Source organism: Streptomyces zhihengii (assembly GCF_016919245.1).
Taxonomy (GTDB): Bacteria; Actinomycetota; Actinomycetes; order Streptomycetales; family Streptomycetaceae; genus Streptomyces; species Streptomyces zhihengii.
In genome coordinates this window covers 4,488,421-4,509,035 of the sequence record NZ_JAFEJA010000001.1, presented here as the reverse complement: position 1 = coordinate 4,509,035, position 20,615 = coordinate 4,488,421, and the positions used below count along the sequence as shown (strand labels likewise).

The 20,615-nt window shown below is 73.9% G+C and carries 20 protein-coding genes; 11 read left to right on the top strand and 9 right to left on the bottom strand.

Translation table 11 applies throughout. The annotated features are described in order from the left end of the window. The first annotated feature begins 165 nt into the window (after positions 1-165). From JE024_RS18965 to JE024_RS18955, 3 genes are all read left to right on the top strand, one after another. Positions 166-948, top strand: coding sequence for a class I SAM-dependent methyltransferase (locus JE024_RS18965; RefSeq protein WP_205374722.1), 783 nt, complete (start codon positions 166-168; stop codon positions 946-948). A 390-nt stretch (positions 949-1,338) separates the two neighbouring features. After that, a complete protein-coding gene (locus JE024_RS18960; RefSeq protein WP_205374721.1) occupies positions 1,339-2,439 on the top strand; it encodes a C40 family peptidase in 1,101 nt (366 codons plus the stop codon). A gap of 357 nt (positions 2,440-2,796) precedes the next feature. Then, positions 2,797-4,038 carry a PP2C family protein-serine/threonine phosphatase gene (locus tag JE024_RS18955; RefSeq protein WP_205374720.1) on the top strand — a complete coding sequence of 414 codons (1,242 nt, stop codon included), beginning with the start codon at positions 2,797-2,799 and terminating at the stop codon, positions 4,036-4,038. A 277-nt stretch (positions 4,039-4,315) separates the two neighbouring features. On the opposite strand, the gene JE024_RS18950 is transcribed toward JE024_RS18955, so the two are convergent. The 3 genes from JE024_RS18950 to JE024_RS18940 all read right to left on the bottom strand — a co-directional run bounded on the left by JE024_RS18950 (position 4,316) and on the right by JE024_RS18940 (position 5,856). Further along, complete coding sequence (locus tag JE024_RS18950; protein ID WP_205374719.1) at positions 4,316-4,660, bottom strand: DUF2516 family protein; 345 nt, start codon at positions 4,658-4,660, stop codon at positions 4,316-4,318. A 115-nt stretch (positions 4,661-4,775) separates the two neighbouring features. Then, on the bottom strand, positions 4,776-5,369 hold the full coding sequence (locus JE024_RS18945) for a hypothetical protein (RefSeq protein ID WP_205374718.1): 594 nt from the start codon (positions 5,367-5,369) through the stop codon (positions 4,776-4,778). A 34-nt stretch (positions 5,370-5,403) separates the two neighbouring features. Next, positions 5,404-5,856: a helix-turn-helix domain-containing protein gene (locus tag JE024_RS18940; protein WP_205374717.1), complete on the bottom strand. Its 453-nt coding sequence runs from the start codon at positions 5,854-5,856 to the stop codon at positions 5,404-5,406. Positions 5,857-6,109: 253 nt separating this feature from the next. On the opposite strand from JE024_RS18940, the gene JE024_RS18935 reads away from it, so the two are divergent. The 5 genes from JE024_RS18935 to JE024_RS18915 all read left to right on the top strand — a co-directional run bounded on the left by JE024_RS18935 (position 6,110) and on the right by JE024_RS18915 (position 12,352). Beyond that, the gene (locus tag JE024_RS18935) at positions 6,110-8,098 is read left to right on the top strand and encodes a hypothetical protein (RefSeq protein ID WP_244882966.1); all 1,989 of its coding nucleotides are present in this window, start codon (positions 6,110-6,112) and stop codon (positions 8,096-8,098) included. Positions 8,099-8,224: 126 nt separating this feature from the next. Then, entirely contained in the window at positions 8,225-8,659 is a 435-nt protein-coding gene (locus JE024_RS18930) for a helix-turn-helix transcriptional regulator (RefSeq protein WP_205374716.1), read from the top strand. A 19-nt stretch (positions 8,660-8,678) separates the two neighbouring features. Further along, a complete protein-coding gene (locus JE024_RS18925; protein ID WP_205374715.1) occupies positions 8,679-9,092 on the top strand; it encodes a VOC family protein in 414 nt (137 codons plus the stop codon). 32 nt (positions 9,093-9,124) lie between these two features. Then, entirely contained in the window at positions 9,125-11,515 is a 2,391-nt protein-coding gene (locus tag JE024_RS18920) for an ATP-binding cassette domain-containing protein (RefSeq protein ID WP_205374714.1), read from the top strand. A gap of 207 nt (positions 11,516-11,722) precedes the next feature. Further along, positions 11,723-12,352, top strand: a complete 630-nt coding sequence (locus JE024_RS18915) for a histidine phosphatase family protein (protein ID WP_205374713.1) — start codon at positions 11,723-11,725, stop codon at positions 12,350-12,352. A gap of 16 nt (positions 12,353-12,368) precedes the next feature. Here JE024_RS18915 and JE024_RS18910 read toward each other — a convergent pair whose 3' ends face one another. Beyond that, a complete protein-coding gene (locus JE024_RS18910) occupies positions 12,369-12,896 on the bottom strand; it encodes a GNAT family N-acetyltransferase (RefSeq protein ID WP_244882964.1) in 528 nt (175 codons plus the stop codon). A 170-nt stretch (positions 12,897-13,066) separates the two neighbouring features. Continuing rightward, positions 13,067-13,873 (bottom strand): TetR/AcrR family transcriptional regulator, encoded by an 807-nt coding sequence (locus tag JE024_RS18905; RefSeq protein WP_205374711.1) that lies wholly within the window; start codon positions 13,871-13,873, stop codon positions 13,067-13,069. Positions 13,874-14,025: 152 nt separating this feature from the next. Here JE024_RS18905 and JE024_RS18900 point away from each other — a divergent pair, with 152 nt between their 5' ends. Both JE024_RS18900 and JE024_RS18895 read left to right on the top strand, forming a co-directional pair. Beyond that, positions 14,026-15,075, top strand: a complete 1,050-nt coding sequence (locus JE024_RS18900; RefSeq protein WP_205374710.1) for an ATP-binding cassette domain-containing protein — start codon at positions 14,026-14,028, stop codon at positions 15,073-15,075. Further along, positions 15,068-15,859, top strand: a complete 792-nt coding sequence (locus tag JE024_RS18895) for an ABC transporter permease (protein ID WP_205374709.1) — start codon at positions 15,068-15,070, stop codon at positions 15,857-15,859. Before JE024_RS18900 ends, JE024_RS18895 begins: the two co-directional genes overlap by 8 nt. Positions 15,860-15,888: 29 nt before the next feature. On the opposite strand, the gene JE024_RS18890 is transcribed toward JE024_RS18895, so the two are convergent. From JE024_RS18890 to JE024_RS18880, 3 genes are read right to left on the bottom strand one after another with little or no spacing between them, the layout of a single operon-like run. Further along, a complete protein-coding gene (locus JE024_RS18890; protein ID WP_244882962.1) occupies positions 15,889-17,037 on the bottom strand; it encodes an aminoglycoside phosphotransferase family protein in 1,149 nt (382 codons plus the stop codon). 31 nt (positions 17,038-17,068) lie between these two features. Continuing rightward, positions 17,069-17,806, bottom strand: coding sequence for an HAD family hydrolase (locus JE024_RS18885; protein WP_244882961.1), 738 nt, complete (start codon positions 17,804-17,806; stop codon positions 17,069-17,071). Between the two features lie 2 nt (positions 17,807-17,808). Continuing rightward, entirely contained in the window at positions 17,809-18,741 is a 933-nt protein-coding gene (locus JE024_RS18880; protein WP_205374708.1) for a GntR family transcriptional regulator, read from the bottom strand. A gap of 245 nt (positions 18,742-18,986) precedes the next feature. On the opposite strand from JE024_RS18880, the gene JE024_RS18875 reads away from it, so the two are divergent. Next, positions 18,987-19,151 carry a hypothetical protein gene (locus JE024_RS18875; RefSeq protein ID WP_205374707.1) on the top strand — a complete coding sequence of 55 codons (165 nt, stop codon included), beginning with the start codon at positions 18,987-18,989 and terminating at the stop codon, positions 19,149-19,151. A 61-nt stretch (positions 19,152-19,212) separates the two neighbouring features. On the opposite strand, the gene JE024_RS18870 is transcribed toward JE024_RS18875, so the two are convergent. Further along, positions 19,213-20,457 (bottom strand): GNAT family N-acetyltransferase, encoded by a 1,245-nt coding sequence (locus JE024_RS18870; RefSeq protein WP_205374706.1) that lies wholly within the window; start codon positions 20,455-20,457, stop codon positions 19,213-19,215. Positions 20,458-20,615: the final 158 nt, after the last annotated feature.

Sequence of the window (20,615 nt, the reverse complement as noted above, 5' to 3'; positions counted from 1 at the left end):
GGCCGAAACCTCTACCGGGGCACGGCCGCCCGGCCGAAACCTCTACCGGGGCACGGTCACCGGACGGGAGGCTTCGCCGGCGCCGCGGCCGGGGGCGCGCGACGGCCTTTGCCGGCGGACGGTCGGCGGGTGGGGCGCCGCCGGGGCTCGCATACCCTCGGTGGCATGAACCGCCCCGTCGGCACCGCCACCCGCGGGACGACCAACCCCAACCGCCTGCGCCGGATGGACCGCTGGATCGCGGCCGTCCACGGGCCGGCGCTGCGCCGCAGCGAGGCCCCGCCGGTCGCCGTCGACCTCGGGTACGGGGCCGCCCCCTGGACGGCCGTGGAGCTGCTCCAGCGCCTGCGCACCGCCGACCCCCGCTGCGCGGTCGTGGGCATCGAGATCGACCCCGCCCGGGTCGCCGCCGCGGCGCCCTGGGAGCGTGAGGGACTCGCGTTCCGGCACGGCGGCTTCGAGGTGCCGACCGCCGGGCGGCCGGCGCTCATCCGGGCCGCCAACGTGCTGCGCCAGTACGACGAGGACGAGGTCGCCGCGGTGTGGAGCCGTCTGCGGGGGCGGCTGGCGCCCGGCGGGCTCCTCGTGGAGGGCACCTGCGACGAGATCGGACGCCGGCACGTCTGGGTGGCCCTCGGGCCCGAGGGCCCGCGCTCGGTGACCTTCGCGACCCGGCTCGGCTCGCTGGACCGCCCGTCCGACCTGGCCGAACGCCTTCCGAAGGCGCTCATCCACCGCAATGTGCCGGGGGAGCCGGTGCACGCCTTCCTGCGCGACTTCGACCGCGCCTGGGCGGCGGCCGCGCCCTACGCCTCGCTGGGCGCGCGCCAACGGTGGATCAGGGCGGTCGGCGATCTGGCCGGGGACTGGCCCGTGACGGACGACCGGCGGCGCTGGCGCCAGGGCGAGGTCACCGTCGCCTGGAGCGCGCTGGCCCCGGCGGCCTGACCGCCTGCCACTGCCCCCGCGCGCCCTCGCCCCCGCCTCCGCCACCATCCGATCCCCGCGCCCGCCTCCGCCACCATCCGATGCCCGCCCCGCACCGTTCGACCCGCACGTTCCCGCACGCTTCACCACGAACAGGACACCCACACGAGTGAACCTGCCGAACACGGGAACGGCCGGACACCGCCGCTCGTCAGTGACGGTGGAGCGGGGAAGAGTGACGCGCGTCGTGGTTCGGCAGGCGGCGCGGTCGGGGCGGGAGACATCGGGGGGCCGAACTGCCGTGCGGCTCTGTCACTTTCGCCGGAGCCATGACACCATCACGGTCGTCACCGATAAGTTACTGACCGTTAATCAAATTCACGGGCCAGGTGTCCGCCCGGAGGGGGAGTCGTGCACCGTCGCCGCATCGCCACAGCCGCCGCGATCGCCGTCGTCAGCGCGCTGACGGCGCTGACCCTGTTCGCCTCGCCGGGCACGGCCCACGCCGCCCCCGACCCGCAGCCCGAGCCGCCCGCGTCGGTCACCGTGCCCGGTGCGATGGCGCCGCCCGCGCCGAGCGCCTCGCTCGAAGCCGTCCGGCTGCGGATCGAGGAGCTGTACGGCCAGGCGGCCTCCGCGACCGACGCGTACAACCTCGCCGAGGAGCGCACTCGCAAGCAGTCGGCCGAACTCGTGACGCTGGCCGAGCGGATGGCCGCGGGCGAGGCCCGTATCGAGGAGCTGAAGAACCGCGCGGGCGCCGCCGCCCGCGCCCAGTACCGGGGCGGCGGCCTGCCCCCCGAGGCCCAGCTCGCCCTCACCGACGACCCGCAGCTCTTCCTGGACGGTCTCGGCCGGATACGCCAGGGCCAGAAGGCCACCACCGACCTCATCGGGGAACTGACGCAGGCCCAGGCCGATCTGGCGGCCTACAGCAAGGACGCCGGCCTCCAGTGGGAGAAGCTGGAGGACAACCGGGTCAAGCGGGAGAAGGCCCGCAAGGAGATCACCGAGAAGATCGCCGAGGCCAGGAAGCTCGAGGACAAGCTGCAGAAGGAGGAGCTGGAGCGGCTCCTCCAGCTCGAACGGCAGGCGCAGCAGCAGGCGCAGGCGCAGTGGCTCGGCTCCGGCATACTCCAGGAGATCGACGGTCGCGCGAGCGAGCAGGGCAAGAAGGCGATCGCCTTCGCCACCGCGCAGATCGGCAAGCCGTACGTGTGGGGCGCCGAGGGTCCGGCCTCGTACGACTGCTCGGGGCTCACCCAGACCGCCTGGGCGGCGGCCGGCCGGGGCATACCGCGCACCTCGCAGGAGCAGTGGCGGCTGCTCCCCCGCATCGACATCAGGGACATGCGCCCCGGCGACCTGATCATCTATCACTCCGACGCGAGCCATGTCGGGATGTACGTGGGCAACGGCTCGATCGTCCACGCCCCCCGTCCGGGCCGCCATGTGACGCTGGCGGGCGCCGGTTCGATGCGGATCCTGGGAGTCGTACGCCCCGACAGGTGACCGCCCCCGGCCCGGGGCGGCCCCTGCGCCCCGGTGCCGCGATCACGTGATCTGCGTCCCACCGGGCACCCCGCGACGGCCGTCGGCACGCCACGAAGCGGGGGACACCGGGCCGGCGCCGGCCCGGTACGTGAGCTGCGCCACCCGTCACAACGGGCGAAAGGGACGAGGTGCCGACGAGCGCGTGACGTTCGTCATGGATCGGCGGCCAACTGCGCCCCCATGTGCGGCATATGCCGCTGGCTCTTCGCCGATCAGCATTCCGTTCGGCCGCCGCATACCGCTATGGTCCCCGTCTGGCGGGACGTCGTTCGTCGCCCTGCCGCGCCCTCGGGGGGAGGGAAGGAAACAACACCGATGCCCGTACCCGTACCGCGACAGAGGAACGCCCCCGTCGCGGAGACCACCCCTGGCGGGGCGACCGGAAGCGACCTGACGCTTCTGGTCATCGAGGACGACCCGGCGGGCACCCTCAGCGTCCCGGAACTCCTCGACGCCTCGGGTACCCGGGTCCGCATCCGCACCGCACGCAACCTCACCGAGGCGGAGCGGCTGCTCACCGACGACGTGCACTGCGTCCTCGTCGACCTCGCCCTGCCCGGACGCACCCAGGGCGAGGAGCTGGGCGCGCTGAAGCACGTCCTGCGCCTCGCGCCCCGGCACGCGGTGCTGGCCCTGACCGCGTCCGGCGACACCGAGCTGGCCGCCGAGGCGGTCCGCGTCGGCGCCCAGGACCACCTCGTCCGCGAGGAGCTCGACGCCCGGCTGCTCAGCCGCGCGGTCCGCTACGCGGTCGAGCGCAAGCGCGCCGACGCCGCCCAGGTGAAGCTGGCCGAGTCCCGGCTGCGCGCCCAGGAGAACGCCCGGCTGGAGCGCGGCCTGCTCCCCACGCCGCTGCTGGAGGGCTCCGATCTGCGCTTCGCCGCGCGCTACCGCCCCGGCCGCTCCAGGGCGCTGCTCGGCGGCGACTTCTACGACACCGTCCGCACCCCCGACGGCACGGTCCACGCGATGATCGGCGACGTCTGCGGCCACGGCCCGGACGAGGCGGCGCTCGGGGTCGAACTGCGCATCGCCTGGCGTGCGCTGACCTTCGCCGGCCTGTGCGGCGACGAACTGCTCTCCACCCTCCAGCGGGTGCTGGAGCACGAGCGGGAGAGCGACGAGATCTTCGCGACGCTCTGCACCGTGGACATCGCCCCCGACGGACGGCGCGCGGGCCTGTGCCTGGCCGGTCACCCGGCCCCGCTGATAGCCCGCCACGGCAGGGCGGCCCAGCTGCTGCCGTACGAGGACGGCGGCCCCGCGCTCGGCCTGCTCCCCCGCGCCCGCTGGCCGCGCCGGCAGGTGGAGTTGGGCGGCGTGTGGAGCCTGATGATGTACACCGACGGGCTGATCGAGGGCCGTCAGGGGCCCGGCACCCGGCAGCGGCTCGGCCAGGAGGGCATGCTCGCCATGGTCAACCGCCAGCTCGCGGCCGGCCTGGAGGGCGAGTCCCTGCTGGAGGCCGCCGTCGGCGAGGTGCGCGAGATGAACGGCGGCGACCTGACGGACGACGTGGCCGTCCTGCTCCTCTCCCGTCACGCGAAGCGCGCCTGACCGCATCACCGGCGCCGCACCACCCGGACCGGGCCCCGGCAGGCCCGGTCCGGCCACCGCGCCGCCTCGTGCCCCGCCGGAACCGGCGCTTCACTGGGCCGCCTCGTGCTCCCCGGGGCCGGGCGCGTCACCGCCCGAGCGCGTCACCGCCACCGCCCCGAGACCATCGCCCCTCCGCCCGGGCGTGTCCGGACATGCCGACGGCGCCCGCGGTACGGGCGCCGTCGTGGTGGGGCACAGGCGGGTGACGGTCCGGGAGGCCGCCGCCCGGGGGCGGTTACCGGCCGCCGTTGTACGGGCCGTACGGCCCGTCGCTGCTCGAACCGCCGCGGCGACGGCCGCCGCCCGAGACCTGCTGGAGGGCGGGGCGCACGTCCACGAAGAAGACGATGGCGGCGATCAGTCCGGCGATCGACAGGAACAGCATCGACAGCCACGGGATCAGGTTCACCACGGCGGCGAGGCCGAGGATGATCAGCCAGAAGGACTTCGTCTTCTTGCCGGCGGCGCGGTAGGCGTCCTCACGGGCCACCGCGGCCATGACCAGGGCGATCAGCGAGGTCGCGACGAACACCAGCTTGGTGATCATCCACAGCCCGAAGTCGAAATTGTCAGCCAACATCCTGGAACACCGCCTACTCAGTCGTGTGTGCCGCCTCGCGGCCAAGGTACCTCCGGGGGAGCCGCCCGCGCGATGAGCCGGACGGGCACCGTGTCACACGGCTCCCCCCACGAGGTCACTCCGCCGCGGGGGCCTTCTTGGCGGCGGGCTTGCGCACCGGCGCCTTGCGGGCGGCGGCGGGCTTCTTCGTCCCGGCGGCCGCGGTCTTCGGCGTGGCCGTCTTCGCCTCGGCCTGCGCACCCGTCTTCGTCTCGGCGTCGGGCTCGACGGCGACGGCGATCTCCACGATCTCCTCGGCCGTCTCGCCGCGCCAGGTCCTGACCGCCTGCTCGCCGTGCTCGGCGACCCGCTCGTAGGTCTCACGGGCCTTGACCGCGTACTCGGCGGCCACGCCCACGCCGCGCAGCGCGAGGTCCTGGGCGGTCTCGCCGAGCTTCTTCAGGTCGGTGTCCAGGCCGCCGATCACCTCGGTCACCTTGGCCTGAAGGGTGGCCTGGGCCTTGCCGGCCTGGACGGACACCTTCTCCTGCACGGCCTTGGGGTCGGTGTTGCGCACCGTCTCGAAACGGCCGGGCGCCTCGGCGGCGAGCTGCTCCAGCAGCGCGGGCACCTTGCGGGCCTGCTGCACGGCGAGGTCGGCGGTGCCGGCGGCGAAGTAGAGGGGGGTCGGGTCGCTGAAGGTCTTGCGCAGGTCGTCGGTGATGGCCATGACTGTCGTCCTCCCGAACGCAGTGGGGGTCTTCTCAGGTCGACTTCGGTTCGGCTTCGCCCTCGCCGGCCGTGCGGGGGCCGTCATCGGGTGTGTCCTTCGGTGCGTCCGCGGCCGGGCCTTCGGCACCGGTCTCGGAATCGAGCCCGTTCTCCTTGCGGAAGGACTCGTAGATCTGCAGCAGCACCTGCTTCTGGCGCTCGTTGATCGACGGGTCGGCGAGTATCACCGCCCGCGTCTCCAGCGGGTCGCGCGCCTGCTCGTCGAGGATCCCGGCCCGGACGTAGAGGGTCTCGGCCGAGATCCGCAGAGCCTTGGCGACCTGCTGCAGCACTTCGGCGCTGGGCTTGCGCAGCCCGCGCTCGATCTGGCTCAGATACGGATTGGACACCCCGGCGGCGTCGGCGAGCTGCCGCAGCGAAAGCTGCGCGCTGCGCCGCTGTTCGCGGAGGTAGTCACCGAGATTGCCGACGTTGAGCGATGCCATGCCCCGATGGTGCCGCAACCCTGCTAACTATTGCAAGCAACTGCTTGCAATAGTGTTCCACGCCACCCGGACGAGCGATCCCGGACCTCGCCGCCCCTGTCCGCATCCCCCCGCCCCTCCCCCCGCGGGCTGTCACCCCCTGCGCCATGTCCCCCTGCCCCCATCCCTCTTCTCCCCTTCTCCCCTTGTCCCCTTGTCCCCTTGTCCCCTTGTCCCCTTGTCCCCGCCACCACCCGGCGGTGATCATGCCGGGGTGCAGCACCACGAGAGACTCCACGAACGGCTCGTACAGGCCGGGCTCACGGTCGTCGAGGACGTCCGCCCGGGCGGCCTCTTCCCGCCGGAGGCCGCGTGGCGCGTCGCGGGCCGCACAGCGGCGCCCGACACCGCCGGCCGCGGCACGCTCGACCCCGGGTGGTGGCACCGCCTGCGCGATGCCGACGGGTCGTTCCTGGTGGCCGTCGCCGGGCACCGGATCGGCGGCAACGACTCCTGGTGGACCCGGGTCCGCCACCTCGGGGACGGGGTGCCCGCGCTGGCCGGGGGCCCGGGGTTCGTGGCGCTCTCCCCCGACGGGCAGGTGCTGCTGGCGGAGCTGCCCGGCGCGGACGGGCCCCGGGTGACGGCCCTGGACCGGCTGCCGGAGCGCTTGGAGGAGGCCGCCGAGGCCGCCGGGCGCGAGACGGAGGCCGAGCGCGCCGCGGTGTGGGCGACGGTGCCCAGCCCCTCCGGGTGGCCCCTGCACTGGGCGGAGTGGATCGGCTTCAACCCGGCCGCTCCCGACGAGCTGCTGATCCGGCTGCTGGACGTGGAGACGGGCTTCCTGTACTCCTGCGACCGGCCCGCCGTGCTCGACGCCGCCGTGGCACACCCCGATCCCCGGGTGCGCGCCAGGCCCGCGGAGGCCTTCCGGCCCGCGCTCACCCCCGGTCAGTGGGTGCGCCTCGTGAGCGCCGAACGGTCACCGGTACGGCGCCTGCTGCTGGCCGAGCGTGCCCGCGCGTGGGACGTCGCGCTTCCCGCGTCCCTGTACGAGGACCTCCTGACCGGCCCGGCCCGGGCCGACGCCGCCGAACTGAACGGCATCCCCGCCCCGCTCCTCCCGGGTCTCGCGACCGACGCCGATCCCCGGGTGCGGAGGGCCGTCTGCGGCCGGTGGGACGACCTCCCCGCGCCGCTGCGGGAGCCGCTGCTGACCGACGCCGACGACACCGTGCGCACGGCGGCGCTGCTCGCCCACCACCGGAGCGCGCCCATGCCCCGGGAGGTCCTCGCCGCGCTGCCCGACCGGTGGCGGGCGCTGGAGGAGTGCCGCTTCGCGCCCGCACTGGAGGCGGAGCTGGTCCGGGACGGGGACGAGGAGGTGCGCCGGACGCTGGCCGGCAATCCGCGGCTCGGCGCCCGGGCAGTGGCCGTGCTGGCCCAGGACCCGTCCGGTGCCGTCCGCTCGGCGGTGGCGCTGCGCGCCGACCTCGGCGAGGAGCAGCGTGCCGCGGTGCGCCACGACTTCGATCCGACGACGCTCTGCCACCCCCTGCCCTGGGTCGAGAGCCTGCACGGCGACCCCGGGGCGATGCGCCGCCTGGCCGCCTCGTCCCATCCGCTCGTCCGCCGCAGCGTGGCCCGCGCCCGGCGGCTGCCGCCGGACGTGGTGGAGGCACTCGCGCGGGACGAGGACCGGGTGGTCCGGCTGTTCCTCGCCGAGGCGTGCGACGACGCGCCGCCCGCGATGCTGCTGGAGGTCTGGAGCTGGTGGGACGGCAGCTTCAGCCACCCCGACCGCCCGCGCAGCCATCCCCGCTTCCCCCGCACCGGCCTGCTGCGCCACGCCGGCGACCCCCGCGGGCGGATGCGCCGCCTGGTCCTGGACGACCCTGAGTCCACCCCCGCCGATGTCGCGCGCCTGGCCCGCGATCCCGAAGCCGAGGTGCGCTGCCGCGCGGCCGAGGACCCCCGGCTGTCACCGGCCGACGCGGTGCGGCTGCTGAACGACCCGGCCGACTCGGTCCGCAGGACCGCGACGCGCACGGCCCGGCTGCCGGCCCGCGTCCTGGCCGGGCTGCTGCACGACCGCGCCACGGCGTCCGACGCGGTGACCAATCCCGCGATCCCCGTCCCCGTCCTGCACCGCATCCTGGCCGCGACCGCCGATGCGGTCGAGGCGGCGGAGGCGGCGGAGGCGGCGAAGGCCGCGAAGGCGGCCGCGGAGGGATCCCGCACCGCACAGGACCGGAACCGCTAGCCCCACCGCGCCACCCGCCGCACAGGACCGGAGCCGCTAGCCCCACCGCGCCACCCGCCGCCCCCTGCCGCGCGGGCGCCGGAAACCCCGGTCGCCGCGCCGGGGTGGTGTGGCACGATTCCGCGGGTGACCAGCAGACCCACCCCGGAGCAGCAGCTGCGCGACCTGCGGCTGCTGCGCCGCGTCCGCGACCGGATCGACCGGGAGTACGCGCAGCCGCTGAACGTCGAGGCGCTCGCCCGCGCCGTGAACATGTCCGCCGGCCACCTCAGCCGCCAGTTCCGGCTGGCGTACGGCGAATCGCCGTACTCGTACCTGATGACCCGGCGCATCGAGCGCGCGATGGCCCTGCTGCGCAAGGGCGACATGAGCGTCACCGAGGTCTGCTTCACCGTGGGCTGCTCCTCGCTCGGCACCTTCAGCAGCCGCTTCACCGAGCTCGTCGGGGTGCCTCCCAGCGTCTACCGGCGGGAGGCGGAACGGGCCACCGCGGGGATGCCGCCGTGCGTCGCGAAGCAGGTCACCCGACCGATCAGGAATCGAGAAGCGCCACCCTCGTGACGGCTCTAACGTGACTGCCATGGACATCAGCATTCACGCCAGTTTCCTCCCGCAGGACGACCCCGAGGCCGCCCTCGCGTTCTACCGCGACACCCTCGGCTTCGAGGTCCGCAATGACGTCGGCTACGAGGGCATGCGCTGGATCACGGTCGGTCCCGCGGGCCAGCCCGGGGTCTCCATCGTGCTGCACCCCCCGGGCGTCGACCCGGGCGTCACCGACGACGAGCGCCGTGTCATCAACGAGATGATGGCCAAGGGCACCTACGGCAGCATCCTGCTGTCCACCGCCGACATCGACGGCACCTTCGAGCGCCTCCAGGCCGGTGACGCGGAAGTCGTGCAGGAGCCGACCGACCAGCCGTACGGTGTGCGCGACTGCGCCTTCCGCGACCCCGCGGGCAACATGGTCCGCATCCAGCAGCAGCAGCGCTGAGCCGGCCCGCGCGCCCCACAGATGGAGACACGATGAGCAGGACGACGAGGACGCGCACCCAGCCGTCCCCGCAGCACGCCGCCGACAGCCACGAAATGATCCGCGTGCACGGCGCCCGGGAGAACAATCTCAAGGACGTCAGCATCGAGATCCCGAAGCGCCGGCTGACGGTCTTCACCGGAGTCTCCGGTTCGGGCAAGAGTTCGCTGGTCTTCGACACGATCGCGGCCGAGTCGCAGCGGCTGATCAACGAGACGTACAGCGCCTTCGTGCAGGGCTTCATGCCGTCCACGGCGCGGCCCGAGGTCGATGTGCTCGACGGGCTGACGACCGCGATCTCGGTCGACCAGCAGCGGATGGGCGGTGACACCCGCTCCACGGTCGGCACCGCCACCGATGCCAACGCCATGCTGCGGATCCTCTTCAGCCGGCTCGGCACACCGCACATCGGCCCGCCCAGCGCGTACTCCTTCAACACCGCCTCGGTGCGGGCGGCCGGCGCGATCACGGTCGAGCGCGGCAACAAGAAGGCGGTCAGGGCGACGTTCGAGCGCAAGGGCGGCATGTGCACCCACTGCGAGGGGCGCGGCACGGTCTCCGACATCGACCTCACCCAGCTCTACGACGACTCCAAGTCGATCGCCGAGGGCGCCTTCACCATCCCCGGCTGGAAGTCGGACAACGTCTGGACCGTCGGCGTCTACGCGCAGTCCGGCCTCCTCGACCCCGACAAGCCGATCCGCCGGTTCACCAAGAAGGAGATGCAGGACTTCCTCTACGGCGAGCCGACGAAGGTCAAGGTCAACGGCGTCAACCTCACCTACGAGGGCCTGATCCCGAAGATCCAGAAGTCCTTCCTGTCCAAGGACAAGGAGGCGATGCAGCCGCACATCCGGGCGTTCGTGGAGCGGGCGGTCACCTTCACCGCCTGTCCCGAGTGCGGCGGGACGCGGCTCAGCGAGGGCGCGCGCTCCTCCAAGATCAAGAAGATCTCCATCGCCGACGCCTGCGCCATGGAGATCCGGGACCTGGCCGCCTGGGTCAGGGAACTCGACGAGCCCTCGGTGGCCCCGCTGCTGACCGCGCTCCAGGGGACCCTCGACTCGTTCGTGGAGATCGGCCTCGGCTACCTCGCGCTGGACCGGCCCGCGGGCACGCTGTCGGGCGGCGAGGCGCAGCGCGTGAAGATGATCCGCCACCTCGGCTCCTCGCTCACCGACATCACCTATGTCTTCGACGAGCCCACCATCGGTCTCCACCCGCACGACATCCAGCGGATGAACGACCTGCTGCTGCGGCTGCGCGACAAGGGCAACACCGTGCTCGTGGTGGAGCACAAGCCGGAGGCCATCGCGATCGCCGACCATGTGGTCGACCTCGGTCCCGGCGCCGGCACGGCGGGCGGCACCGTCTGCTTCGAGGGCACCGTCGAGGGCCTGCGGGCCAGCGGTACCGTCACCGGCCGCCACCTGGACGACCGCGCCACCCTCAAGGACGCGGTGCGCGAGCGCACCGGCTCCCTGGAGATCCGCGGCGCGGACGCCAACAACCTCAAGGACGTCGACGTCGACATCCCGCTCGGCGTGCTCTGCGTCCTCACCGGTGTCGCCGGTTCGGGCAAGAGCTCGCTGGTGCACGGGTCGATCCCGGCCGGCGAGGGCGTGGTGGCGGTCGACCAGAGCCCCATCAAGGGGTCGCGGCGCAGCAACCCGGCGACGTACACCGGTCTGCTCGACCCGATCCGCAAGGCGTTCGCCAAGGTCAACGGCGTCAAGCCGGCCCTGTTCAGCGCCAACTCCGAGGGCGCCTGCCCCACCTGCAACGGTGCCGGGGTCATCTACAGCGACCTGGGGATGATGGCGGGCGTGGCCACCACCTGCGAGGACTGCGAGGGCAAGCGGTTCCAGCCCTCGGTGCTGGAGTACCACCTCGGGGGCCGGGACATCAGCGAGGTGCTCGCGATGTCGGTGACCGAGGCGGAGGAGTTCTTCGCCGGCGGTGACGCGGCCACCCCGGCCGCCCACCGGATCCTCGAGCGGCTGGCCGACGTCGGCCTCGGCTACATCAGCCTGGGCCAGCCCCTCACCACGCTCTCGGGCGGTGAGCGCCAGCGCCTCAAGCTGGCGACGCACATGGGGGACAAGGGCGGCGTCTACGTGCTGGACGAGCCGACCACGGGGCTGCACCTGGCCGATGTGCAGCAGCTGCTCGGCCTGCTCGACCGCCTGGTCGACTCCGGGAAGTCGGTCATCGTCATCGAGCACCACCAGGCGGTCATGGCCCACGCCGACTGGATCATCGACCTCGGTCCCGGCGCGGGGCACGACGGCGGGGCGATCGTCTTCGAGGGCACGCCGGCCGATCTCGTCGCGGCCCGCTCCACCGTGACCGGCGAGCACCTCGCGGCGTACGTCGGGGCCTGACCGGCGCGCGCGCCGTGGCCCGGCGCGCTCCCCCTCCCGGGCGGGGCGCGCCGCGGTCCACCGTGCCGGCGGGTATTCCGCCGGCACGGGGACGCTGGGCGGGAGACGCGGGGAGGCGGGGCGGGGGGAGGCGGGAACCGGGCGGCGAGCGGGTGGCGTCCCACCCGCTGTCCCGTACGCCCCCACGACGCACCTGGAGCGACCGGCATGACCGAGGCCGCCACCCGTTACCTGTACCTCGCCCGGCACGGCGAGGCCGCCTCGGAGGAGAGCGGGCTCACGCCAGGCGGCCGGCGCCAGGCCGGACTGCTCGGCGAGCGGCTGCGCGCCGTGCCGCTGGCCGCGATCCACCACGGGCCGCTGCCCCGCGCCGAGCAGACGGCGCGGCTGATCGGCGAGCGGTGTCCCGAGGTCCCGCTCCACCGCTCCGAGGCGGCCGGCGACTACATCCCGTACCTGCCCGAACGGGCGGAGCTGCCGCCGGAGTCGGCCGACACCCTGCTGTCCTTCCTCACCGGCGCCACCGAGGAGGAGATCAGCAGGGGGCCGGAACTCGCCCGCCGGGCGCTGGAGTCGTTCACCGGACCCGCCGCCGGCGGGGAACGGCACGAGCTGGTCGTCACCCATGCCTTCCTCGTCGCCTGGCTGGTCCGGGCCGCCTTCGACGCCCCCGCCTGGCGCTGGATGGGCCTGCGGGTCGCGAACGCCGCGCTGACGGTGCTGGCGTACACGCCGGGCAGGCCCCCGTCGGTGGTGCTCCTCAACGACATGCGCCATCTCCCCGCCGAGCTGCGCTGGACGGGCTTCTCGCCCGACCGTCACGACCACCGCATCTGAGCCCGCCCCCGGGCGGTCAGCCGGCGGAGCCCCCGGCGGTGACGCCGAAGCGGGCCGTCGTGCCGTCGTCGGACAGGCGGGTCAGCCCGGCCTTCTCCAGGACGCGCAGCGAGGCGGGGTTCACCAGGTCGGCGTGGGCGTACACCCCGTGGACGCCCGGGGCGCAGAGGGCGTCCGCCACCGCGGCGCGCGCCGCCTCCGTGGCGTAGCCGAGCCCCCTGCGCGAGGCGACGACGCCGTAGCCGACCTCCAGCGTGCCGGGCTCGGGGCCGTCGAAGAAGCCGATGGACCCCACGACGGCGCCGCCGGCGCGCTCGGCGATCAGCCGGTGGCCGCCGCCGGCGAGGGCCTCGGGGTGTCCGGTGAGGAAGCCCGCGACGACGCGGTCGCCCTCGGCGGGGAAGTCGTCGGCCCAGCCCGGCAGCCGCTCCTCGCCGTGGACGGCGGCGACGGCGGCGGGGGTCCACACCCGCAGCACCAGACGGTCGGTGGTCAGGTCGGTGGTGGCGCGGGCGGAGGGAGAGGCGGAAGAAGAAGAGGACACGGTGACGCTCCTGGTCGGTTTCGAGACGACCGGGCCGCGATCACTCGCCGTGCGCGACCCGGATCCGGGCATGCCGATGACGTGCCTGACGGCGGGCCATAGTCATCAACCTCCCTCTCCCACACGGCGGATGACGTCCATCCGCCCCCACAGGGTACCGGCGCGGAGCCTCAGGACGGCCGGTCCGCGGAGCCGGCGGCGTCCCGGGCCCGCCGGGCGATGAGCACCTCGACGCCGTCCAGCAGCGTCTCCAGGCCGAACTCGAACTCCCAGTCCTGGTCGTCCGGTCCGCTCATGACGCCGCTCTCCAGGAGCCGGCCGAGCGCCGGATAGCGCACGGGGTCGGCGAGGCGCTCCAGGGTGCGGGCGTACCCGCGCATGGTCTCCTCGGGGGACTTGCCGCCGGCCGCGACGGCGGCGTTCAGATCGGCCATGAGGAGCGCCTCGTTGCGCACGAAGCCGCCGACGAGCAGGATCACCGAGATCTTCTCGCCCTCCCCGAGGGCGGTGTCCGCCAGCGCTTCGAGGCCCCGGTCCCACCAGGCGACGGAGTTCGGTGTGGCCGGCGGGCCGGAGATGGGGATGCGCAGCATCCACAGGTTCCGGTGGAAGACCTCGCGCTGGGCGCGGGCCCAGGCGTCCAAGGCCTCCCGCCACCCCGTCCCCGGCTCCGGCGGCGCGGGGGGCAGGCCCATGGCCGCCTCCTGGATCAGGATGTAGAGCTCGTCCTTGGCCGCCACGTACCGGTAGAGCGACATGGTCGAGACACCGAGCTCCTTGGCGACCCGGCCCATGGAGACGGCCGCGAGCCCCTCGGCGGCGCCGACCGCGAGGGCCGCCTCGACGATCCGGTCGATGCCGATGCCCGGCTTGGGGCCCTTGCCCGGCCGCTGCCGCAGTCCCCAGGCCGCCTCCAGGCTCGCGGGCAGGGCGGAGTCCTCGTCCGCCCGCGTGTGCGCCGGTCCGCCGTCCGCCATGGCCGTCGATCCTCCTTCGTCGCTTGACGCCCATCCTAGTTATGCGTAACCCTTACGCAGTAGAGCGTATGACATACGCAGAAGCAGGGGCGAGGGCATCGTCCGCCGTGGGCGGGGCATCGCCCGCGCACCGGACGTGAAGGGACCAGGCCATGACCTCCAGCCGGCAACCGCCGCCCGCAGCCCGTACGGAAAGCACCGAGCCCGCCGCCGTCGAGGCCGAGGGGCTGCGCAAGTCCTACGGCACGGTCCGCGTGCTCGACGGCATCGGCCTGCGGGTCGAGCGCGGCACCGTCTTCGCGCTGCTCGGCCCGAACGGCGCGGGCAAGACGACCACCGTGCGCGTCCTCGCCACGCTCACCACCGCGGACGCCGGCACCGCCCGCGTCGCGGGACACGACGTCGTCGCCGAACGCTCCCTGGTGCGCCGGGCGATCAGCCTCACCGGCCAGTACGCCGCGGTCGACGAGAAGCAGACCGGCGAGGAGAACCTGCGCATGATGGGCAGGCTCTGCGGCCTGTCCCGCCCCGGCGCCCGGCGACGCGCCGCCGAACTCCTCGAACGCTTCGGCCTCGACCATGCCGGCGGCCGTCTCGTCCACACCTACTCCGGCGGTATGCGCCGACGGCTCGACCTCGCCGCCTCGCTGGTCGGCGGACCGCGGGTCGTCTTCCTCGACGAGCCGACCACCGGACTCGACCCGCGCAGCCGCCGGGAACTCTGGCAGGTGGTGCGCGAACTGACCGCCGGCGGGACGACCGTGCTGCTCACCACCCAGTACCTGGAGGAGGCGGACCGCCTCGCGGACCGGGTCGCACTGCTGGACGCGGGCCGCATCGTGGCCGAGGGCACCGCGGCCGAGCTCAAGGCCGAAGTCGGCGGCCACCGGCTCGACGTGGTCTTCGCCGACACCGCCGCCTACCTGCGCCACGCCTCCCGGACGGCCGTGCTCCGCTCCCCCGGGACGCTCACGGTCGGGCTGCCCACGGACGGATCGGCCGCCCAGGTCCGCGCCCTGCTCGACGAGATCGACCCCCGGCGGACGGACGTGGCCCGCTTCGCCCTCCAAACCACCACGCTCGACGACGTCTTCCTGTCCCTCACCGGGGGCGGCTCCCGCACGGGTGACGGTCCCACGACCGCTCCCCCGCCCGGCACCGACGCCCGCCCCGCCCACCCGACGGAGACCGCCCATGCCTGACGCACCCGGCCCCTTCCCGCCGGCCCTGACACCCGGCCCGCTCACCCCGGCCCTGACCATGGCCGGACGCTGCGTCCGGCTCAGCCGGCGCGACGGGGACGCCCTCATGACGTCGCTGATGCTGCCGCTGATGCTGATGCTGGTCTTCATCTACTTCTTCGGCGGCGCCATCGACACCGGCACGCGGTACGTGAACTACGTGGTCCCCGGCATCCTCGTGCTGTGCGCCGCCTTCGGCGCCGCGGGCACCGCGGTGCGGGTCAGCGAGGACATGAAGAGCGGCATCATCGACCGCTTCCGCTCCCTGGACATCGGCGGCACCGCCGTCATCGCGGGGCACGTCACCGCCAGCACCCTGCGCAACCTGCTCGCGACCGTGCTCGTGCTCGGCGTCGGACTGCTCATCGGCTTCCGGCCGTCCGCGTCCGCGGCGGGCTGGCTCGCGGCGGCGGGCCTCCTGCTGGCGTTCCTGGTGGCGCTGTCCTGGTTCTCGGCCGCCGTCGGCCTGCTGGCCAGGACACCCGAGGCGGCGAGCGGATTCACCTTCCTCATGATGTTCCTGCCGTACCCGAGCAGCGCGTTCGTGCGGATCGACACCATGCCCACCTGGCTCCACGGCTTCGCCGACCACCAGCCGGTGACCCCGCTGATCGAGTCCCTGCGCGGCCTCCTCCACGACCAGCCCGTCGGCTCCGCGCCCTGGCTGGCCCTGGCCTGGTGCGGGGGAATCCTGGCGGTGGCCGTCGTCCTCTCGGCCCTCCTCTTCCGGGTGCGCACACGCTGAGGAGGCCCCCGTGCGCCGGCTCCCGGCGGTCAGGTGCCGGCGGTGCGGCGGCGGCGCAGCAGGGCCGCGGCGATCTCCCGCACGCCCGGCGGCCGGCGCATCCCCAGCACGGCCGCCGCCCGTCCGAGCACGGACTCCAGCTTGTACGCGGTGTCGCAGAGCGTCCGCAGGTCGAGCGGATCGCGCCCGGTGCCGATGCCCGCCCGGACGATGTCCGTGTACACCGACTGCACCCGCTTGTAGGCGAGCAGCCGCGGCAGATCCTCGCGCCACCCGGCCGATCCCCCCGGCAGCACCCGCTCCACCGCCTCCCGCCAGCGCCGGGCGACCACCGCCTCCTGACGGGCCGGATAGCGCATCAGATGCAGATGGGTCGCCAGGTCGTAGAGCGGATCGCCGAACGCGGCGAGCTCCCAGTCGATGGTCCACAGACGGTCGTGGCCGTCGACGACGAAGTTCTCCCGGTGGAGGTCGCCGTGGAGCAGGCAGAACGGCCGCCCGGTGAGGGAGCCCATCCTGCGCGCCAGGCGCGTCAGACCGTCCTCGGGCACGCCCAGCGCGCGGAACAGCTCCCCGTGGTGCGGCAGATGCGCCTGGCGCACCTGCTCCTCGGTGAAGCGCAGCAGCTCGGCGGCGAAGCCGGCGCAGTCCCCGTCACCGACGGCCGTGTCCGCCGCGCCCAGCGGCTCGACCCCGAGCGCGCCCGGCCCGATCGCCGCCAGCTCGCCGAACAACCGCTCCAGCTGGCGCAGATGACGCTCGGCGACGGCGCTGCCCGGGCCCCCGAACGCCCCGAGGGTCGTCCCCTCGATGAACCGCTGGAGGCCGATCCCGTCGACGAGCATGATCTCCGGCACGCTGGCCACCCGCCCGGAGAGCGCCCGGATCAGCGCGCCCTCCGAGGCGAACCAGCGCCGGTCGAACCAGAGGACGCCGTCGCGCGGCTCCCGGCACTTCCAGCGGACCGACCCGGCGCCGCCGTCGGCGCCGGGCAGCGGGAAGGCGTAGGTCTCGTGGTGGTAGCCCTTGAGCGGTCCCTCGATCAGCGCCTCACCGGCGCTGAGCCGTACGGACGTCTGCCGGGCCCGCGATCCCGGGCCGGCGGTGCTCGCTGCGCCCGGGTGAATGCGGCCGCCCCCCTTGCCGCGGGAACACCGCCCCGCCACCGGTACCGTCACGGGACCGAGCGTCGCCCGTGCCGGCGGGAGCTCACCGGTCCGCGTCCGCGACGAACGCCAGGAACTCCCCCATCTCCGAGGCGACCAGCGGCACTCCGGCATCGAGCAGCCGCTGCCGCCCCCTCTCATGACGGTGATACCCGCAGAACGGCATTTCGATCTGCCGGGCCGCGTGGAAGTCGCTGACCGTGTCCCCGATCATCAGATGGCGGCCGACCGGCACGCCCCGGCTCTTCGCCGCGAGCACGGCCCGGGGGTGGGGCTTCATGAGGGTGGCGTCCCCGGTCCGCCCGACGAGGGGTCCCTCGAAGCAGTCGCGTACGCCCATCCGCTCGAGGATCCGGGCGGCGGCGTCCGCGTGGTTGTTGGTGGCGACCGACAGGGTCCGGCCCGAGTCGTGGCACGCCCGGATGAAGGCGGCGGCGCCCGGGGTCGGTTCGGCGGACTCGGCGGCCTTGCGCTCGTAGGCGTCCAGCAGGTCGTGCAGGGCCTCGACGGTCCTGCGCCAGCCGGGATCGCCGCCCCGGCGGAGCATCTCCGCGGTGTGGGCGTGCAGGACGGCGATCGGGTCGTCGGTGTCGGGGACCCCGGGGGCGAGCCGGCCGTCGTCCGCGGCGAGGCCCAGCATCTCCCGGGCGATGGCGGCGGCCGGCTCGCCCGCGAAGACGCGGGCGACGGGACCGTCGAGATCGAGGACGACGCACCGGGCCCGGGTCACCGCCTCCCGGATCGCGAACGGCTGTGCCGGGGTGGCAGTGGCGTGTGGCACGGTCAGATGTCCGCCCTTGTGGCTTGGTGGGTCCAGGTGTTCTCGAAGAACTTCTGCATCTGACGCACGATGCCCACCTGATCGGGTGTGGAGTCGGCGGCGGCACGGAAGGGGAACAGGGTCGCCCCGGTGCCGTATGCGTCGAGGATGGTCACTTCCTCGCCGCCGGGAACGACGGTGACGTTTCCCAGGTCCGGCGGATAGAAGCCCTGCAGGGCGAGCCTGCGGTTCAGGATGTACAGCTTGATCTGCGGGGAGAACGGCACGAGCCGCACCTCCACCGAGACCTCGGGGACGAGCTTGCGGTTGCGCAGCTCGTACAGCGACTCCCGCAGGATGGTGGCGTGGGCCGTGAGGATGCCGTGCATCCGGTTGCGCACCCGCGGGTCGTCCGAGCCGTCGACCGGCCGGGGGATGGCCAGGTGGCCCGAGGCGGTGTCCGGCAGGATCAGTCGCGCGGTGATGCCGCGCGGCGGCCTGATCACCCCGTCCAGGATGCGGTCCTTCTGGTGGGAGACCTGGGTGGCGAGCGACTCCGTGGTCATCGAGAAGACGTCCAGCGTCACCTCGGTCGCCTCGAAGGCCTCCTCCAGATACGGCTTGAGGCGCACCAGCGGCACGTCCTCGGAGACGACGGCCCAGCTCTCGTCGCCGCCGTCGGCGGGCTCCGATGCCGTCGCGGGCGCGGTGTCGCCGAGCTCGCGGACGAACGTCCCGCTGCCCTGCCGGACACGGACCAGCCCTTCCTCGCGCAGGAGCGTGATCGCCTGGATCACCGTGCTGCGCGAGACGTGGTACTGCGCGGCGAGGACCTCCTGGGTGGGGATGCGCTGCCCCGGCAGCCTGGTGCCCTGGTTGATCTCCTTGCGCAGCACATCGGCCAGCTGCACATAGCGGAACTGGCCGTCCCTGGAGGCGGGTCCATGACTGGTCACCTCACAACCATACAACTCCCGCCCTGTCAGCCGGTGATACCGCGCCGGACCTGTCAACCCGGCGCGCGGTCATCACCCTTGAATCAACCAAACAACCGGACAAGTTTACGGCCATGGCATGACGGGGCATCACAAGGTCAGGTCAACCGAAGGAATTCGACTCCGAGTTGCCTCTCGGACCGGATCAATCCCAGCAGCACAACGGTGTGCGCGCTCGGCCTCTCGCACCGAAGGAGTGACACACCATGCCTCTGATCGCCCTCCTCGCCGAGCAGTACGTCCAGTGGAGGTTCGGCTTCGCCGCCGGGCTCGGTCTCGCACTCCTCGCGGTCGGCATCAAGGCCGACAACCCGACGTGCACCGGGGTCGGCGGCCTCCTCCTGGTCGCCCCGGCCGTCACCGCCGGCTGAGCCGCCCGCCGGCTCCCCCCACGGGGCGGGACGGCGGGTGTCACGCGGCGCGGGGCCGGTGTCAGAAGACGTCCGGGCACCAGGGCCGGCGGGCCGTGCGGAAGGCGGTGTCCGCCTCGGCGACCGCGCCCTGGCGGTGCTCGGTCAGCAGGCCCAGGGCGGAGAGCCGGACCGCCGAGGCGTCACCCAGGTACAGCGCGCCCAGTTCGCGGACGTCCAGCGTCAGGTCGGGGGCGGCGGTCGTCGGGGCGCAGGACGCCTGCCCGCCCTCGGTGGCGAGGCGGAAGCGGCCGCCCGCGAACCCGGCCGCGTCGACGACCTCCAGCACCAGGGAGGCGGGGGCCTCGTAGGTGCGTGCCTCCAGGGCGCGCACGGTGTCCAGCACCCGCACCCACAGGAAGTCGGCCGCGGTGCGGACCCGTGCCGCGCGGGGGTCGGGCAGCAGGTCGGGGAGCAGGTCGTCCGCGGCGCGGTACCCGGAGCGGACGGTGGTGACCCAGTCGACGGAGCACACGAAGTGCCACAGCGCCCGTTCCGCCTCCGGGGTCACCGCGATCAGGTCGCGCACGGTGGCGGTGTTCAGGGGCTGCTTGGCGTCGCCCCAGCGGTCGTCGGCGGCGTAGGTCACCAGGCCCTCGGGCTCGCCGCCGGCCGAGCGGTAGACCGCGTGGAACGGCTCCGTCCAGGGATGCGGGGGCGTGGGCTCGGCACCGGTGTTCGCGTTCCACCAGTGCTCGTCCCGGCTGACCATGCCGTGCCGCCGGGCCGCGAGCCGCTCGTGCAGCGCCGGGCCGGTCTTGCGGACGTCGCCGCCCTCCACCAGGTCGATCCTGCCGCCGCCCTCCGGCAGCGCGCGGCGGCCGTCCAGGCCGGTGCGGGGCACGTCCACCGTCCACTCGGTGATCGAGGCGGCGGGGCCGAAGCCGTAGCGCCCGTAGATCGGGTACTCGGCGGCGATCAGGGTGGCCAGCGCGTCGCCCCGCTCCTTGGCCCCGGCGAGGCCCTCGGCCATCAGCCGGCTCAGCAGACCGCGCCTGCGGTGAGTCGGCGAGACGGTGACCTGGGTGACGGCGGTGGCCGCCACCCGCGCCCCGCCCGGCACGGTGATCCGCTGGTCGAAGGTGCGGTAGGTGGCCACGCAGCGGCCGTCGTCGAAGGCGCCGCTCATCCGCGCGAGGTCCATGTGCGCGCGGCGGCTCTCCGCCTCCTCGTCGGTGATCAGCGGCGGCCGCAGGAATCCGGTGGCCAGCGCGCGCAGCCAGCCGGGGAACTCGGACTCGGTGATCGGACGGGTGTCGACGGTCATACCGGCCACGCTAGGCGGACTCCGGAGCGCCACGCACCCGGATTTCCCCGGACACGGGCACGACGGGCACGCGCCCGGATGTCCCGGGGCACGGGCACGACGGGCGCGGGCACGACGGGTACGGGCCCAGGGCGTCCCCCCCGCGCCCCCGGGGCATC

Excerpts from the sequence above, each read along its gene's own strand:
- JE024_RS18940 (WP_205374717.1), bottom strand. The coding sequence starts at position 5,856 with ATGGCATCGCTCAACGTCGGCAATCTCGGTGACTACCTCCGCGAACAG.
- JE024_RS18875 (WP_205374707.1), top strand. The coding sequence starts at position 18,987 with ATGCCTCTGATCGCCCTCCTCGCCGAGCAGTACGTCCAGTGGAGGTTC.
- JE024_RS18870 (WP_205374706.1), bottom strand. The coding sequence starts at position 20,457 with ATGACCGTCGACACCCGTCCGATCACCGAGTCCGAGTTCCCCGGCTGG.
- JE024_RS18895 (WP_205374709.1), top strand. The coding sequence starts at position 15,068 with ATGCCTGACGCACCCGGCCCCTTCCCGCCGGCCCTGACACCCGGCCCG.
- JE024_RS18950 (WP_205374719.1), bottom strand. The coding sequence starts at position 4,660 with ATGTTGGCTGACAATTTCGACTTCGGGCTGTGGATGATCACCAAGCTG.
- JE024_RS18900 (WP_205374710.1), top strand. The coding sequence starts at position 14,026 with ATGACCTCCAGCCGGCAACCGCCGCCCGCAGCCCGTACGGAAAGCACC.
- JE024_RS18920 (WP_205374714.1), top strand. The coding sequence starts at position 9,125 with ATGAGCAGGACGACGAGGACGCGCACCCAGCCGTCCCCGCAGCACGCC.
- JE024_RS18905 (WP_205374711.1), bottom strand. The coding sequence starts at position 13,873 with ATGGCGGACGGCGGACCGGCGCACACGCGGGCGGACGAGGACTCCGCC.
- JE024_RS18965 (WP_205374722.1), top strand. The coding sequence starts at position 166 with ATGAACCGCCCCGTCGGCACCGCCACCCGCGGGACGACCAACCCCAAC.
- JE024_RS18955 (WP_205374720.1), top strand. The coding sequence starts at position 2,797 with ATGCCCGTACCCGTACCGCGACAGAGGAACGCCCCCGTCGCGGAGACC.
- JE024_RS18915 (WP_205374713.1), top strand. The coding sequence starts at position 11,723 with ATGACCGAGGCCGCCACCCGTTACCTGTACCTCGCCCGGCACGGCGAG.
- JE024_RS18925 (WP_205374715.1), top strand. The coding sequence starts at position 8,679 with ATGGACATCAGCATTCACGCCAGTTTCCTCCCGCAGGACGACCCCGAG.
- JE024_RS18945 (WP_205374718.1), bottom strand. The coding sequence starts at position 5,369 with ATGGCCATCACCGACGACCTGCGCAAGACCTTCAGCGACCCGACCCCC.